This is a genomic window from Bacillus sp. N6 (genome assembly GCF_052805735.1).
Genome location: NZ_CM127843.1, coordinates 1,911,199 through 1,925,309 on the forward strand (window position 1 = coordinate 1,911,199; position 14,111 = coordinate 1,925,309).

The 14,111-nt window shown below is 34.1% G+C and carries 14 protein-coding genes; 10 read left to right on the plus strand and 4 right to left on the minus strand.

Going from position 1 to position 14,111, the window contains the following annotated elements:
* Positions 1–28 precede the first annotated feature (28 nt).
* The 3 genes from ACUXVC_RS09885 (at position 29) to ACUXVC_RS09895 (ending at position 3,202) form a co-directional block, all read left to right on the plus strand.
* Positions 29–2,011, plus strand: coding sequence for a HAMP domain-containing methyl-accepting chemotaxis protein (locus tag ACUXVC_RS09885; protein ID WP_065483269.1), 1,983 nt, complete (start codon positions 29–31; stop codon positions 2,009–2,011).
* 197 nt (positions 2,012–2,208) lie between these two features.
* Positions 2,209–2,514, plus strand: coding sequence for a hypothetical protein (locus ACUXVC_RS09890; RefSeq protein ID WP_000539571.1), 306 nt, complete (start codon positions 2,209–2,211; stop codon positions 2,512–2,514).
* A gap of 322 nt (positions 2,515–2,836) precedes the next feature.
* Positions 2,837–3,202 (plus strand): DUF3979 family protein, encoded by a 366-nt coding sequence (locus ACUXVC_RS09895; RefSeq protein ID WP_000965063.1) that lies wholly within the window; start codon positions 2,837–2,839, stop codon positions 3,200–3,202.
* A gap of 34 nt (positions 3,203–3,236) precedes the next feature.
* On the opposite strand, the gene ACUXVC_RS09900 is transcribed toward ACUXVC_RS09895, so the two are convergent.
* Entirely contained in the window at positions 3,237–4,277 is a 1,041-nt protein-coding gene (locus tag ACUXVC_RS09900) for a YkvI family membrane protein (RefSeq protein WP_000370209.1), read from the minus strand.
* Between the two features lie 241 nt (positions 4,278–4,518).
* Between ACUXVC_RS09900 and ACUXVC_RS09905 the strand changes: the two genes are divergently transcribed.
* The 3 genes from ACUXVC_RS09905 (at position 4,519) to ACUXVC_RS09915 (ending at position 6,694) form a co-directional block, all read left to right on the plus strand.
* A complete protein-coding gene (locus tag ACUXVC_RS09905; protein WP_000105199.1) occupies positions 4,519–4,962 on the plus strand; it encodes a Dps family protein in 444 nt (147 codons plus the stop codon).
* A gap of 105 nt (positions 4,963–5,067) precedes the next feature.
* Positions 5,068–5,523, plus strand: a complete 456-nt coding sequence (locus ACUXVC_RS09910; RefSeq protein ID WP_000488209.1) for a DUF3939 domain-containing protein — start codon at positions 5,068–5,070, stop codon at positions 5,521–5,523.
* A gap of 226 nt (positions 5,524–5,749) precedes the next feature.
* Positions 5,750–6,694 carry an alpha/beta hydrolase gene (locus ACUXVC_RS09915; protein WP_071731025.1) on the plus strand — a complete coding sequence of 315 codons (945 nt, stop codon included), beginning with the start codon at positions 5,750–5,752 and terminating at the stop codon, positions 6,692–6,694.
* A 44-nt stretch (positions 6,695–6,738) separates the two neighbouring features.
* On the opposite strand, the gene ACUXVC_RS09920 is transcribed toward ACUXVC_RS09915, so the two are convergent.
* Positions 6,739–7,740, minus strand: a complete 1,002-nt coding sequence (locus ACUXVC_RS09920; protein WP_095691046.1) for an LLM class flavin-dependent oxidoreductase — start codon at positions 7,738–7,740, stop codon at positions 6,739–6,741.
* Positions 7,741–7,844: 104 nt separating this feature from the next.
* Positions 7,845–8,036, minus strand: coding sequence for a DUF3896 domain-containing protein (locus ACUXVC_RS09925; RefSeq protein WP_000683366.1), 192 nt, complete (start codon positions 8,034–8,036; stop codon positions 7,845–7,847).
* A gap of 178 nt (positions 8,037–8,214) precedes the next feature.
* On the opposite strand from ACUXVC_RS09925, the gene ACUXVC_RS09930 reads away from it, so the two are divergent.
* The gene (locus ACUXVC_RS09930; RefSeq protein ID WP_446026023.1) at positions 8,215–9,678 is read left to right on the plus strand and encodes a flavin monoamine oxidase family protein; all 1,464 of its coding nucleotides are present in this window, start codon (positions 8,215–8,217) and stop codon (positions 9,676–9,678) included.
* An 84-nt stretch (positions 9,679–9,762) separates the two neighbouring features.
* Positions 9,763–10,347 carry a GNAT family N-acetyltransferase gene (locus tag ACUXVC_RS09935; RefSeq protein WP_446026024.1) on the plus strand — a complete coding sequence of 195 codons (585 nt, stop codon included), beginning with the start codon at positions 9,763–9,765 and terminating at the stop codon, positions 10,345–10,347.
* Between the two features lie 24 nt (positions 10,348–10,371).
* Here the strand turns inward: ACUXVC_RS09935 and ACUXVC_RS09940 are convergent, their stop codons facing one another.
* Positions 10,372–11,274 carry an aldo/keto reductase gene (locus tag ACUXVC_RS09940; protein ID WP_069355452.1) on the minus strand — a complete coding sequence of 301 codons (903 nt, stop codon included), beginning with the start codon at positions 11,272–11,274 and terminating at the stop codon, positions 10,372–10,374.
* 262 nt (positions 11,275–11,536) lie between these two features.
* Between ACUXVC_RS09940 and ACUXVC_RS09945 the strand changes: the two genes are divergently transcribed.
* Both ACUXVC_RS09945 and ACUXVC_RS09950 read left to right on the plus strand, forming a co-directional pair.
* Positions 11,537–13,006: an RNA-guided endonuclease InsQ/TnpB family protein gene (locus ACUXVC_RS09945; RefSeq protein ID WP_106822295.1), complete on the plus strand. Its 1,470-nt coding sequence runs from the start codon at positions 11,537–11,539 to the stop codon at positions 13,004–13,006.
* 97 nt (positions 13,007–13,103) lie between these two features.
* Positions 13,104–14,054 carry a CobW family GTP-binding protein gene (locus ACUXVC_RS09950; protein ID WP_053564697.1) on the plus strand — a complete coding sequence of 317 codons (951 nt, stop codon included), beginning with the start codon at positions 13,104–13,106 and terminating at the stop codon, positions 14,052–14,054.
* Positions 14,055–14,111 lie beyond the last annotated feature (57 nt).

The following is a 14,111-nucleotide window of genomic DNA, read 5'->3' on the forward strand; positions in this document are numbered from 1 at the left end:
TTAAAATTTGAAAATTAGGAGGTTCATAATGGATAAACTATTAAATTTGTTTCGTGATATGAAAGTAGCAAAAAAGCTATTAATTTCATTCTTTGTAATTTTAATTGCGGCTGTGTCTATTATCGGAGGCATGTCTTATCAAACAGCCAAAAAGAATTTTGAATCGCAAATTAAGAGTAGTGCCAACGACAATATAAAAATACTGGATAATTTAATCAATCAAATGATTGATGCAAAATTTAATGATGTAAATAATTTTGCACGGGTGATTCAGGGGAATATGTATCAAGGAGATAATCAGGATGAATTAAGAAAAATGTTATCTCAATATATAAATTTAAATAAAGATGTTGAACAAGTATATGTTGCCGGAAATGATAAAAAATTTGTACAAGAACCAAATATACAAATGGCAGCAGACTATGATCCAACAGAGCGTTCTTGGTATAAAGATGCAGTTGCAAAACAAGGTGGTATTGTTGTTACTGAGCCATATAAGGCAAAAGGAAATGGACATATTGTTGTAACAATCGCAAAACAAACAGAAGATAAAAATGGGGTTGTTGCGCTAGATTTAAGTTTAGATAATTTATTAAAAACATCAAAGTTAATTAATATTGGTAAAAAAGGATATGCCTTCATTTTAGATGGAAAGCAAAAAATAATTGCTCATCCACAAGAAAAATCAGGGGAAAAAGCGGCTGATTCTTGGGCAAAGAAAATTTATGAAGATAATCACGGTGCTTTTTCATATTCTTATGGCGGTAGTGAAAAGAATATGGTATTTGCTACAAATGTAAAAACAGGTTGGAAAATTGGTGGGACTATGTACTCAAGTGAAGTAATTGAAGCTGCTCAACCTGTATTTTATAATATGTTAATTGTTATGCTTATCTCATTAGTAATAGGTGGAGCACTTATTTATTTTGTAACACTTTCAATTACGAAGCCTTTAAAGAGATTAGTTGTTACCTCTAAAGAAATAAGTGAAGGGGATTTAACGCAAACAATTGAAATTCATTCTAATGATGAAATCGGCCAACTTGCTAAAGGATTTAATGAGATGACGAATTCGTTACGGACGTTAATCGGAAGAATTAACGATTCAGCTGGGCATGTTGCAGCGGCATCAGAAGAGCTAACTGCAAGTGTAAGGCAAGCAAGTGAAGCGACTGAGCAAATCACAATCGCAATGGATGAAATATCAAGTGGGGCAACGACGCAAACAACAAGTGTAGAAAATGGCGCTATGTTACTGTTTAATGTAACAGAAGGAATTCAGCATGTAGCAAATAGTTCATCATCTATTAATACGGCTTCTGCACATACTCGTGAAAAAGCAGAAGATGGTGGGAAACTAGTAGGAAGAACAGTAAACCAGATGCAGTCTATTGCAGAATCTGTGTCACAATCAGATGCAGTTATACAATTACTAAATAATAAATCAAAACAAATTGGTGATATTTTAGAAGTAATTCAAAATATTGCAGATCAAACAAACCTTCTAGCTTTAAATGCGGCGATTGAAGCCGCAAGAGCCGGTGAGCATGGAAGAGGTTTCGCAATTGTTGCAGATGAAGTGCGTAAATTGGCAGAGCAGTCTAGCGTATCTTCTAGTGAAATTAGTAAATTAATATGTGAAATACAAGATGATATGGGTAAGACAGTCAAATCTATGAATCATGTAAATGAGGAAGTTCAATCTGGACTTGTTATCGCAAATGAAACGAAGCAAAACTTTGCTGAAATTTTACAATCTACAAATGAAATAGCTAATCAAATTAAGACGATGGTTGAAACGGCTAATGGAATGTCAAAAGGGGCAAATGAAGTATCTATTTCGGTAGGACAAATTGCAATGACAGCGCAAAATAATGCGACAAGCACACAAAACGTTGCGGCTTCAGCTGAAGAACAGCTAGCTTCGATGGAGGAAATTGGATCCGCAGCGGGCACGCTATCTCAAATGGCTGAAGAGTTACAAGGACTAATTGACAGATTTAAAGTTTAATAGAGAACAGACTATCCCCTAGTAGCATTATGCCACTAGAGGGTAGTCTGTTTTATTGTGTAAAATCAAATAGGGATGTAGACTTTCTTTATGACGTTTAAAATGGCATTTTACATAATGTTTGTCGAAAAATAGAGGTATTTGTTAGCTTTGTGTATAATTATTAACGTATAGAATACAAATAAAAGGAGAGTATTATGGGAGTGTATTGGGGGACAAAAAGACATTCTTGGCTTAGTTACGTCTCATTTTGGCTAAGTATTTCATTTTTTATTGTTTTTCTAATTGAAGTGTTTATATTAAAAACACTTTCGAATAGCTCGGTACAAATTGTTAAATATTTTTATTTTATACTTGTACCAGTAAATATTTTTCTTAGTTTAAAGTTACTATTTAAGAAGAATGAAAAGAAAGCGTTACCTATTTTTAGTTTCATTGTCTCATTATTATTTGCAATTTTAATAATCGTATTAGTTTTAGCAGCTATAGGGAAGTTCTTTTAAGGGGAGTGGTATAAGTCACTCTCCTTTTTTATTTGTGGTAGTCTTATTATATGTAAAAGTATGAATGCTGTGAGCTAATAAAAGCGGAGAGTAGACAATATTTGCATGGATTAAAGTCTGACGCTATTTAAACTTGTAAGAGTGTATGGAGTAATGAGGTAATATACATAATAATGGAGATAGAATTAGTTATTTTATAAGTATCTATGAAGCAAATGAATACGGTAAGAACGGTGATATATGGTACAATAGCTATGGATAGTGATAGAGATAAAGGGTATATAAAATACTCATCGTTTTTTAGTAAGAGAGGGGTTATCTTATGCTATACGAGGATTTGGAGACATTATTTCAAACAGCTCCGAAAGAAGATAGAGGCGGATGGAAATATATAATCCAAGAACAAAATGATACATATAAAATTGTTGATGAAATACTGAAAAATCAAATGAGTGTCGAATTGTATTTTAATGAATACGATGAGGTGAAAATCACTTTATATAAAGATGGAATTCCCATTACGACTATACAAAGAATTGTGATTTCAAAAGTTGAATTAGACGAAGATGAAGAGGGTATTCAATTTGTTTTAGAGCGCATGCCTAGTCGAATGATTCGGTTGCAATTAAAGCCATATTTAGCATTAGAAATGGGGCCGTACTGGGAAGTATGTGATGATTGTGAATGAACATAAAAAAGCATCCAATAACATGGATGCTTTTTTATGTTTTTTGAAGTTGTTTAAACGCAATGATTGGAAGTATAACAATACTTACCCATCCGATGATAGGATATAGAATGTGAAGTAAGTCACTGTAACCGATGTAACTAAAGCAATAACTAATTAGTAAAATGAAGAAAATAATATTGTTATTTTTCCACCCGGTAATAGATTGCATCTGTTTTGTCATCCCGAACACATTACCAACTAAAGTTGTGAAAACTTCACCGAAAATAATGAGAACGAAGAAGAAGTGAAAAGTTGCATTAAATCTTCTTATGACTTCAGCCATTGGGATGTTATATTGATAAAATTGATCGACTGATAAGATTGCTAAATGGCTGCATAATAAAATTAAAGAAAGTCCAGCACCACCTAAAATCCCACCCCAAAAAATGGCTTTTCGATCCTTTACTTCACTGGCTAATGGGACGAGAACACTTTGGGCAAGAGAAAGATTTAAGGCGACATATGTAATAGGGCTAGTAATCCATTTCATATTCCAACTCTCTGCAGGAATAGTGTTATTAATGGAAGGTGTACCGTGAAAAAAGGTCGTAATAGCAAGTCCGATAATAAAAATCATCATAATAGGTACGACAAGTGTATTTACTTCAAAAACACCTTGTAATCCGCGGCTACTTATAATGAGACAAGCGATAACTGTAATGAGAATACCGAGTTGTCTTGGTAAGCGAAGTTGCTCTTCAAATACTGCACCAGCCCCTGATAACATAACGCTCGTTACGCCGAATAAAACGAGTAATAATAATGTGTTTACAACATTCCCAAATACATCCCCAAATAAATACTTGTTAAATTCTTGCGCTGAAAATGCCCCGATTTGTGATGAAAGTAACATCATCTTTGTGCCGAGCCAAATAAAAAAAAATCCACTTACACATATGCCAATTGTCCCGTATAATCCATTCACTGTGAAAAATTCAACAATTTCTCGTCCAGTAGCAAATCCAGCTCCAACGACAGTTCCGATATAAGTAGCGGCTACTTTCTTTGCTACTTGCCATTGTTGATTGTCCATGTTATCCCTCTTTCTACTATGATGAGCTTGATGTACTATTATGCATATGTATGAGCTTGGACAATTAGACGTATGAAGTGTTTGAAAAAATACATGAATTAAATGATATTAGGGAAGTATTAAAGGTGTTAAAACTTTGTTACATATAAGCCGATTGTTCGAAAGGAAAGGGAATGTATGGTAAAATGTAATTAGGTTATTAAAAGATAAACATTACAAAATGATAAGAGGAGTGGATTGTATGAGTACGAAAACAAATGTTGTTGAAGTATTAAACAAGCAGGTAGCAAACTGGAATGTGTTATATGTGAAACTACATAATTATCACTGGTATGTGACAGGGCCACACTTCTTTACATTACATGAGAAATTTGAAGAGTTTTATAATGAAGCTGGAACGTATATTGATGAGTTAGCAGAACGTATTTTAGCTTTAGAAGGTAAACCATTAGCGACAATGAAAGAATATCTTGCAACATCTAGTGTCAGCGAAGGGACAAGCAAAGAATCTGCAGAAGAAATGGTGCAAACATTAGTGAATGATTATTCTGCACTTATTCAAGAATTAAAAGAAGGTATGGAAGTTGCGGGCGAAGCTGGCGATGAAACATCAGCTGACATGCTGTTAGCAATTCATACAACATTAGAACAACATGTATGGATGCTAAGTGCATTCTTAAAATAACGATAAAAAATATAAAGAAACCCATTGAAAAATTATTTCAATGGGTTTTTTTATGATTTTTCAGTTTTCTTTTATGCTATAATATAGTAAAAAGGAGGCGATGCGATGTTTCGCTTTTTCAGAACTGGAAAAGAAGAGCGGGAAATTACGAAAGATGAATTAGAACAAGCGATGGCTCAGTTTTTAGAAACGAATGCTAATATCGTTTATACAGTATTAGTAAATGAAGATTATACAGTAAATTATGATTTGTTAAAACCGTATTTACCTGCATTTCCAACAAATGATTTTCTCATAACGAAGGAAACGCTTGAGGTATTTGAACATACAGCAGAAAATTTAAACCTAGTGAAAGAAATTGATGTCGTACAAAAGGCAGTAGATCAATACGTAACAGAAAAAGAAATGTTCCCAATTGTTGAAGGTAGCGAAGATCGCCTCATATGCGGAATGAAACTAGGACCTTACTTAAATCGTAGCTTAAAAAGAGACTTATATATTTCAGAAAAACATTATTTAGTTTCAAGTAAACCAGATAGAAAAAAACAAAAGAGCGGGTAGACGTAATGAAAACAACAATACATATATTGTTGTCTTTTTTTGTTTGTTAAAATATTGACTTTTCAGTTTATTAATATTTATATTAAATGTATTGGATAGGGAAGGATAACTATTAAGTATCATTCGGAGAATAAGATATTGCTAGGGCGAGTTATATAAAATCTTCACAAAGTGGTATAAAGATTCGCAAAATAAATATTATAAAAAGTTTCGGGGGAATTGGTACATGAAAAATAGTATGACTTACATTCAATTATTAAATGAAACGTTACGTTGTTATGCAAATAAAGGAAGTTTTGAAGCGTACAATTATATAATGGAAAACGCTATAGGTGTAATAGGGAATGAGGCGCAAATATATAATTTTAAGTATGCGCTCGCAAGTGCATCAGGACTTGAAAAAGAAGCATTACATTTAATGAGGGAGGCCATTATAGAAAAGGGATTCTGGTATGGAAATGAATATTTAATTTCCGACGAAGATTTAAAATCACTACATAAATTTAAAGAATTTCATACAATGGTGCAATTATGTAAAGAAAGAGAAGAATTAGCACATAAAAAGGAAAGACCAGATGTGAAATATATATATAGCAAGAAAGAGGGGAATCTACTACTTACAATACATGGTGACCAAGAAAATATTCAAATAATAGAGCCATATTGGAAATCAGTTTTGACACAAGATTACACGTTAGCTTTACTACAGTCTTCACAAATTCAGTTTTCAGATGGATTTGTTTGGGATGATTTAGAGAGAGGGAAAGGGGAATTAAAAGAGCATTACAATAAGTTTATAGAAAATCATACAGTAGAAAATGTGATAATTGGTGGTTTTTCTGCAGGGGCAAGAGTAGCTTTATATACGATTTTACAAAAAGATATAGATGTAGATGGTTTTATTTTTATGGCACCATGGCTTCCTGAGATTGAAGAATGGGATGAGTTGCTAAGAGTGCTGCAGGATAAACATATAAAAGGATATATAGTATGCGGGGATCAAGATGAAGATTGTTTCGAATCCACGCAGCAATTTGTACGATTATTAAGAGATAAGAATATAGAACATAAGTATAAAGTTGTGCCTAACTTAGATCATGATTATCCTATTAACTTTGATGAGCTATTAAAAGAAGCTATTGAATATATAGGAAATAAAAACAATAAGTAGTAAGAAAAAGAGATGCATCATATGTGATGCATCTCTTTTTAGAGTTATAAATTAAAAGCATTTGCTAGTAAGCGATAAGACTTTAATTTATGTTCAAATTGATGGGTAATCGTGACAATCATAAATTCGTCAGTATTGTATGATTTGCTTAAGTTTATTATTTTTTCTTTTACAGAAGGCGGATCACCAACAATCATACGTTGACGATTTTCTTTTATACGGAATAAATCATAAGCACTGTATGAATAATTTTGAGCAGTTTCAATAGAAGGTGTACCAGTAGTTCGTTTTCCTTGCTCTAATAATAAGATTGATAAATCTAAACTAGAAGCAATTTTTTCCGCTTCTTCATTTGTTTCTCCGCATATAACAAAGATGGCAACGATTGAATTAGGCCTATCTCCTAAAAATGAAGGCTGATATTGTTCTTGGTAAGCCCTCATAACTTCAGGGCCTCCGAAGCCATTAATAAATTGTGCAAATGCGAAAGAAGCTCCGTTGTTTGCAGCAATTTTAGCGCTCTCTCCGCTAGAACCGAGCATCCACATTTCAGGAGATGTTGGGATAACTGGAGTAGCTTTTAAGTTTGCATAGTGATGGTTTTCTGGTATTTGATCATGTAAGTACATTGCAACGTCTGCAATTTGTTCTGGATATTGATCAAGTGAGACCATTTTTCCTTCTTGAAGTGCGCGAGTTGCTATTGGCATACCACCAGGAGCTCTACCAACACCGAGATCGATGCGGTTCGGATACAGTGCTTCTAGAACACGGAAATTCTCAGCAACTTTATATGGGCTATAATGTGGTAACATAACACCACCTGAACCGACTCTAATACGATCCGTTTTTGCGGCAATATGAGAAATAAGTATTTCTGGACTTGAACCAGCTAAGCTTACGGAATTATGATGTTCGGATACCCAAAAACGTGTGAATCCGAGTTTTTCAACTTCTTGTGCAAGCGTAACTGTATGTGAAAAAGCTTGGGCTGCTGTGCTACCATCTGAAATAGGTGATTGGTCTAATACACTTAACTTGATCATAGAATATACCTCTCAATCTTAATGTACATCCTATTATATATTTACTTATGAAAAATGCGTAGTGAAATGCTCAAAATGAAAAGCGGATAATCCTATTTCCGCTTTTAACGAGAAAATCCGCGTTCATAATGATTCATTTCGACCAGATTTAAAATATATTCATAGTTGTCAATTTCACATTTTAGCTGTTCACGTTCTTTTTCAGATAGTGTCATATTGCTAAGTTTTTTACATAAGTTTTGTTTCTTTAATTCTAAATGCTTTTTTGTAGCGTGGTAATCATAAGTATGTTTCATTTTTTAGTCACTCCTTCGTTGCGGTTGCTATATTATACGAAGCATAAAGAAATATGAAATCTGTCTCTTATGTACTTTTAGTGAATATTCAAATTGCAAGGGTGTTATGTTTATGGAGATTTATGAATAAAATGCACTAAACCACTAACGTCCATTTGATGAAGTAAGGGGTGGAATTGTGCAGAAAGATATAATGTATAACACTGAAATGGATGAAGCGTTAAAAGTTATAGATAAAGGATTGAAGAAGACGATATATCCAAAACAAATTATTGTAGTGGGAGCTGGTATGGCTGGATTAGTTTCAGCATCTTTATTAAAGGCTGCAGGACATGATGTGAAAATTTTTGAAGCAAACAACCGGGTAGGTGGCCGTATAGAAACGGTTAGAATGGAAGATACCGGATTATATTTAGATGTCGGAGCAATGAGAATTCCGTATTCACATACATTAACGATGGCGTATATAAGAAAATTTGGGCTACAGGTGAGTCCTTTTATTAATAGAAATGAGACGGATATTATATACGTAAATGGACGGAAAACGACGTTGAAACAATATGAAAAGAATCCAAGTATTTTAAGGTATCCTGTGGAAATGAATGAAGTGGGAAAAACGTCTGAAGAACTATTGTTATTAGCAGTACAGCCGATAATAAATTTTATTAAAAGAAATCCAGAGAAAAATTGGGATGTTGTAGTGAAGGATTTTGGGAGATATTCCACAGGACAATTTTTGAAGTATCACCCTTATCAGTATAATACTTACTTTTCGCCAGTAACAATTGAGATGATTGGTGTTCTATTAGATTTAGAAGGTTTTTTGGAACGATCGTTTGTAGAGACTTTACGCTTTCTATACATTATGCAAGAGGAGAGCGGATTTTGTGAAATTGTGGGCGGGAACGATAGATTGCCAAAGTCATTTTTACCGCAATTAGAAGAGAATATTATATATAATCAAAAATTAATGAAGCTACATCAACACGATAATGGTGTGACAGCTTTCTATCGGAACGAGGAAACTTTTGAATATAGCAGTATTACAGGAGATTTAGTTATTGTTACCATTCCGTTTTCGACAATGCGTTTTGTAGAAGTAGATCCGTTTGATTCTATATCTCATGAAAAATGGAAAGCAATTCGTGAATTACATTATATGCCTGCGACGAAAATAGGAATTCAATTTAAAAGCCGATTTTGGGAAGAACAAGGACAATTAGGTGGCAGAATTATAACAGATTTGCCAATTCGTTATGCCTATTATCCAAGTTATGGAATTGGTGAGAAAGGACCGGCTATGATGTTAGGTAGCTATACATGGTCTTATGACGCATTGTTATGGGATGGTTTATCAAAAGGTGATCGTATTTATTACGCATTACACAACTTAGCAACAATATTAGGTGGTCAAGTGTATGATGAGTTCATAGCTGGAATATCAAAAAGCTGGACATTGGATCCGTATGCGCTTGGAGGGTTTGCACTTTTTCAAGCAGGTCAAGAATCTGAGCTGCAACCAGCGATTGTCAAACCAGAGGGGAGAATATTCTTCGCTGGAGATCATACAACGCTATATCACGGATGGATTCAAGGTGCGATTGAATCTGGAATTCGTGTAGCGTTGGAAGTGAATGAGTAAAAGGTTTTCAATTCAGAAAATTCTTTACTATATAACTTGAGATGGATATTATTATATATAAAAGAATTATGGGGAGTGTTTACAGTGAATCCGTTATTATTCGATTTTCCTTCTGAATTTTATACTGACAGGCTTTTTATTCGAATGCCGAAACCAGGAGATGGTAAAGTTGTATATGATGCAATTCAGGCTTCAATAGAAGAACTAAAACCTTGGATGGTGTTTGCACAAAAAGAGCAAACAGAGCAAGAAATAGAAGAAAGTATTAGAAAATCACATATTCAATTTTTGCAACGTGAGGATTTAAGATTACTAGTGTTTTCGAAAGAAACAGGTGAATTTATTGCTTCAGCCGGATTACATCGTATTAATTGGGATATACCTCAATTTGAAATCGGATATTGGATTGATACAAGGTTTAGCGGAAAAGGCTATATGGTAGAGGCTGCGAGAGGTATAACGGATTACGCTTTTTCTGAATTGAAAGCAAACCGTGTAGAAATTCGTTGTGATTCTTTAAATAAAAAGAGTAGAGCGATACCTGAGAAATTAGGCTTTAAGTTAGAAGGTACGTTAGAAAGTGCGAGTGTTGCGGTAGATGGAAACGGATTAAGGGATATGTGTGTATTTGCCATGACTAGAAATACATATGAAAAAGAAGAGCTGTAAGAAAACAGCTCTTCTTTTTATGCATTATGGTACAGGATGTCCGTTAGAGCTTTCGAAAATTGTAAACCATTGTTGACGGTCTAAGTTAACTTTTGTAGCAAGAGCGGCAGTTTTTACGCGATCTAATTTACCAGAGCCAACGATTGGCATCATATTAGTTGGATGAGCAAGTAACCAAGCATACATAACCGTATCGATACTAGAAACACCTAGCTCAGTAGCAACTTTTTGCACAGTTTCGCGTACACGTACAGCACGTTCTGATTGACCAGTAAAGATCTCACCACCAGCAAGAGGTGACCAAATCATTGGATTGATTCGTTTTTCTTGGCATAAGTCAATTGTTCCTTTTTCAAAATGCTCAAGCTGCAATGCAGAAACTTCAATTTGGTTCGTAATAAGTGGAAAATCTAAGTACGAACTTAACATATTAAATTGTGAAGGTAAGAAGTTAGATACACCGAAGTGACGAACTTTTCCTTCTTGTTTTAATTGTGTAAATGCTTTTGCCACTTCATTTGGATCCATAAAAGGATCGGGACGATGAATAAGTAATACGTCAATATAATTTGTATGTAAATTTTTAAGTGATGCTTCTACACTTTGCATAATATGCTCTGCACTAGTATTGTAGTGAGCAACATATCGCTCTGGAAATTTCGGTGATGGGGGAGCGATTCCACACTTTGTAATAATTTGCATGTTTTCTCGTAAGGAAGGCTTTAATTGTAAAGCTTCGCCAAATAACCCTTCACACGTATATCCGCCGTAAATATCAGCGTGATCAAAAGTAGTAATTCCCATATCCATACAATCTTCAATGAAAGAAAGTAATTCTTGTTTTGTCATATTCCATTCTGCTAAACGCCAAAATCCTTGAATAATACGAGAAAATTCTAGCGTTTCAGCCATTTGAACTCGCTCCATTATAAGTACCCCCTTGATGAATAATAATGTTTTGAAAAGGCTTTCTTACTACATATTATTATATAGTTAATTAGGTGTACAAACAATAAATATGTTTTGCTATAAAAACGATTTTTTCTATCATGCCTTTCGAGAGGACTCCCACCTCTAAACGTAAATGAAGGTGGTGAGGTGAATCGAAAGAAATATTTTATTTTCAAGCAAAAAAACAGAAACGTATGTTCCGTTTTTGCTATAATATCCTTAACAGGAGGTGAATAAAATGACAAAGGAAAATCCATCAAACTATAAAACTCTTCAAATCTGGATTAAAAAAGGGCATCGTATGTATTCTTATTTTCAAGAATGTTGTCATAACGCTAAGAACATGTACAACACCACAAACTTTTATATACGCCAGGTGTACACTGGATTAACGCAAGAAAAAGAGTTGCAGCCTTTGCAAAAAGAAGTTCTGGATCATATTCATAAAAATATTGGTAAGATGAATGACACACAACGTCTTGCCTATCAGAAGAAATTGGAAAAAGAGAAATTAAAGCCTAAAGAAGAACAGAAAGAGATTACATGTAATTTGTTTTCAGAACCTAATTTTGAAAAACCTTATGTAGATTACAACTTTCTAGATGCACTATTTAAGGCTATGATTCAAAATGATTATCGAGCTTTGCCTACGCAATGTAGCCAGTCAATCATGAAAGGTTTGTTCCAAAATTGGAAATCTTTTTTTGCTAGTTTAAAAGACTATAAAAAGAATCCAAACAAATATGCTGGACCGCCTAGAATTCCAAAGTATATTCGTTCTTCTGAAAAAGAGATTCTGTATACAAACCAAGATTGCATCATTAAAAACGATAGATTTTTAAAGTTTCCAAAGACGAAATTGCAATTAAATATTGGGAAACTAGGTTTCACTGAGGGTAAACTGAAACAAGTTCGTGTGATTCCAAAATACAATGAATATGTAGTGGAATTGGTAATTGATGTTCCTTCTGAACAACAAATGATTGAAGAGAATGCTCGTTATATGAGTATTGATTTAGGGATTGATAACCTTGCAACCATCGTAACAAACACAGGTATGAAACCTGTCCTTGTTAAGGGCAAACATGTCAAAAGCATAAATCAATATTACAACAAAATGAAGAGTCATTTTACAAGCGTTCTTAGAAATGGAAAACAAACGAATGAAGGGCCTTTTACTTCTAAAAGGATAGAAAAACTTCATCAAAAACGTTACTTGAAAATAAAAGACGTCTTCCATAAAGTTAGTCACCATATCGTAAAACTAGCTCAAGAAGAAGAAGTTTGTAAAATTGTTATTGGTCAAAACAAAAGTTGGAAACAAGAAACGAATATGGGAAAAAGAAATAACCAAACGTTTTGTCATATCCCACATAGTTTATTGATTCAAATGATTACATACAAAGCAAATGCTGTAGGCATTCAAGTTGTTGTAACTGAAGAATCATATACATCGAAAGCAAGTTTTCTGGATAACGACTTCATTCCAACGTATGGAGAAAATGACCAAAATACAACTTTTTCAGGAAAACGAATAGAGCGCGGCATATATCGTTCAGCAAATAAAACTTTAATTCATGCAGATGTAAATGCTGCGGCTAACATTTTACGAAAGGTAATCCCAAATGCATGGACAAATGGGATAGAGGGGTTAGGCGTGAAACAGCTCGCTAATGTGTTAACTCCCCTCACGTTAATCGTCCGTTAGGTCGAAACGTTAGAAACCCCCACTTCAAGATTTGCTAAGTGGGGGAGTGTTCATATGCTATAATGTAGAAACATATAGCTAGAAGGAGATGTACGAAATGATTCCAGTAACAATATTAACTGGTTTTCTTGGATCTGGGAAAACGACATTATTAAATCGTATTTTATCAGAAAATCACGGTAAGAAATTAGCGGTGATTGTAAATGAAATAGGGCAAATTGGCATTGATAATCAGTTGATTATGAATGTGGAAGAAGAAATTATGGAAATGACAAATGGCTGTTTATGCTGTACTGTACGTGAAGATTTACTCGTTGCTTTAAAACAGTTACTGGACGTAAAAGCGGAAGGGAAAATGGATTTTGATGGTTTAGTAATTGAAACGACTGGCCTTGCAAATCCAGGGCCGATTATTCAAACATTCTTTTTAGATCCAGTCATTCAATCTGCATACCAAATTAATGGTGTTGTAACGGTGGTAGATAGTTATCATATACATAAACATTTTGAAAAAGGATTAGAAGCAAAAGAGCAAATTGCGTTTGCTGATGTCGTTTTAGTAAATAAATTAGACTTAATTGAAGAGAGTGAGAAAGAAAATCTTTTGCATGAACTTCAAGGAATTAACCCGACTGCAAAGTTAATCGAGGCGACTAACTGTGAGGTAGATATACCATCTTTATTACAAATTCAAACGTTTAAAACGAAAGATACGTTGCAAATTTACCCTCATAAAGAACATAACCACTTAGAAGGTGTGAAATCATTTGTATTACGTGAAGAACGTCCGCTGGATTTACAAAAGCTTAATGAGTGGATGTCAGCTGTCGTTCAAGAGCTAGGGGAATATTTATATCGTTACAAAGGAATTTTATCGATAGACGGAGTAGATAAACGTATCGTTTTCCAAGGTGTACATACGTTATTTGCCGCTTCGTACGATAGAGAGTGGCAAGAGGGTGAAGAGCGAGTAAGTGAAGTAGTTTTTATCGGAAGAGATATTAATAAAGAGTGGTTCCAAGAACATTTCGAGGAGTGTGTGAAATAAGTCTGCGTAAATTGCAGGCTTATTTTTTATGAGCATTCTATTAGATTACAAAACAGA

Bases quoted from the DNA above. Each gene is read 5' to 3' on its own strand.
- ACUXVC_RS09905 (WP_000105199.1), top strand. From the start codon at position 4,519: ATGAGTACGAAAACAAATGTTGTTGAAGTATTAAACAAGCAGGTAGCA.
- ACUXVC_RS09910 (WP_000488209.1), top strand. From the start codon at position 5,068: ATGTTTCGCTTTTTCAGAACTGGAAAAGAAGAGCGGGAAATTACGAAA.
- ACUXVC_RS09925 (WP_000683366.1), bottom strand. From the start codon at position 8,036: ATGAAACATACTTATGATTACCACGCTACAAAAAAGCATTTAGAATTA.
- ACUXVC_RS09900 (WP_000370209.1), bottom strand. From the start codon at position 4,277: ATGGACAATCAACAATGGCAAGTAGCAAAGAAAGTAGCCGCTACTTAT.
- ACUXVC_RS09885 (WP_065483269.1), top strand. From the start codon at position 29: ATGGATAAACTATTAAATTTGTTTCGTGATATGAAAGTAGCAAAAAAG.
- ACUXVC_RS09940 (WP_069355452.1), bottom strand. From the start codon at position 11,274: ATGGAGCGAGTTCAAATGGCTGAAACGCTAGAATTTTCTCGTATTATT.
- ACUXVC_RS09950 (WP_053564697.1), top strand. From the start codon at position 13,104: ATGATTCCAGTAACAATATTAACTGGTTTTCTTGGATCTGGGAAAACG.
- ACUXVC_RS09895 (WP_000965063.1), top strand. From the start codon at position 2,837: ATGCTATACGAGGATTTGGAGACATTATTTCAAACAGCTCCGAAAGAA.
- ACUXVC_RS09945 (WP_106822295.1), top strand. From the start codon at position 11,537: ATGACAAAGGAAAATCCATCAAACTATAAAACTCTTCAAATCTGGATT.
- ACUXVC_RS09920 (WP_095691046.1), bottom strand. From the start codon at position 7,740: ATGATCAAGTTAAGTGTATTAGACCAATCACCTATTTCAGATGGTAGC.
- ACUXVC_RS09915 (WP_071731025.1), top strand. From the start codon at position 5,750: ATGAAAAATAGTATGACTTACATTCAATTATTAAATGAAACGTTACGT.
- ACUXVC_RS09890 (WP_000539571.1), top strand. From the start codon at position 2,209: ATGGGAGTGTATTGGGGGACAAAAAGACATTCTTGGCTTAGTTACGTC.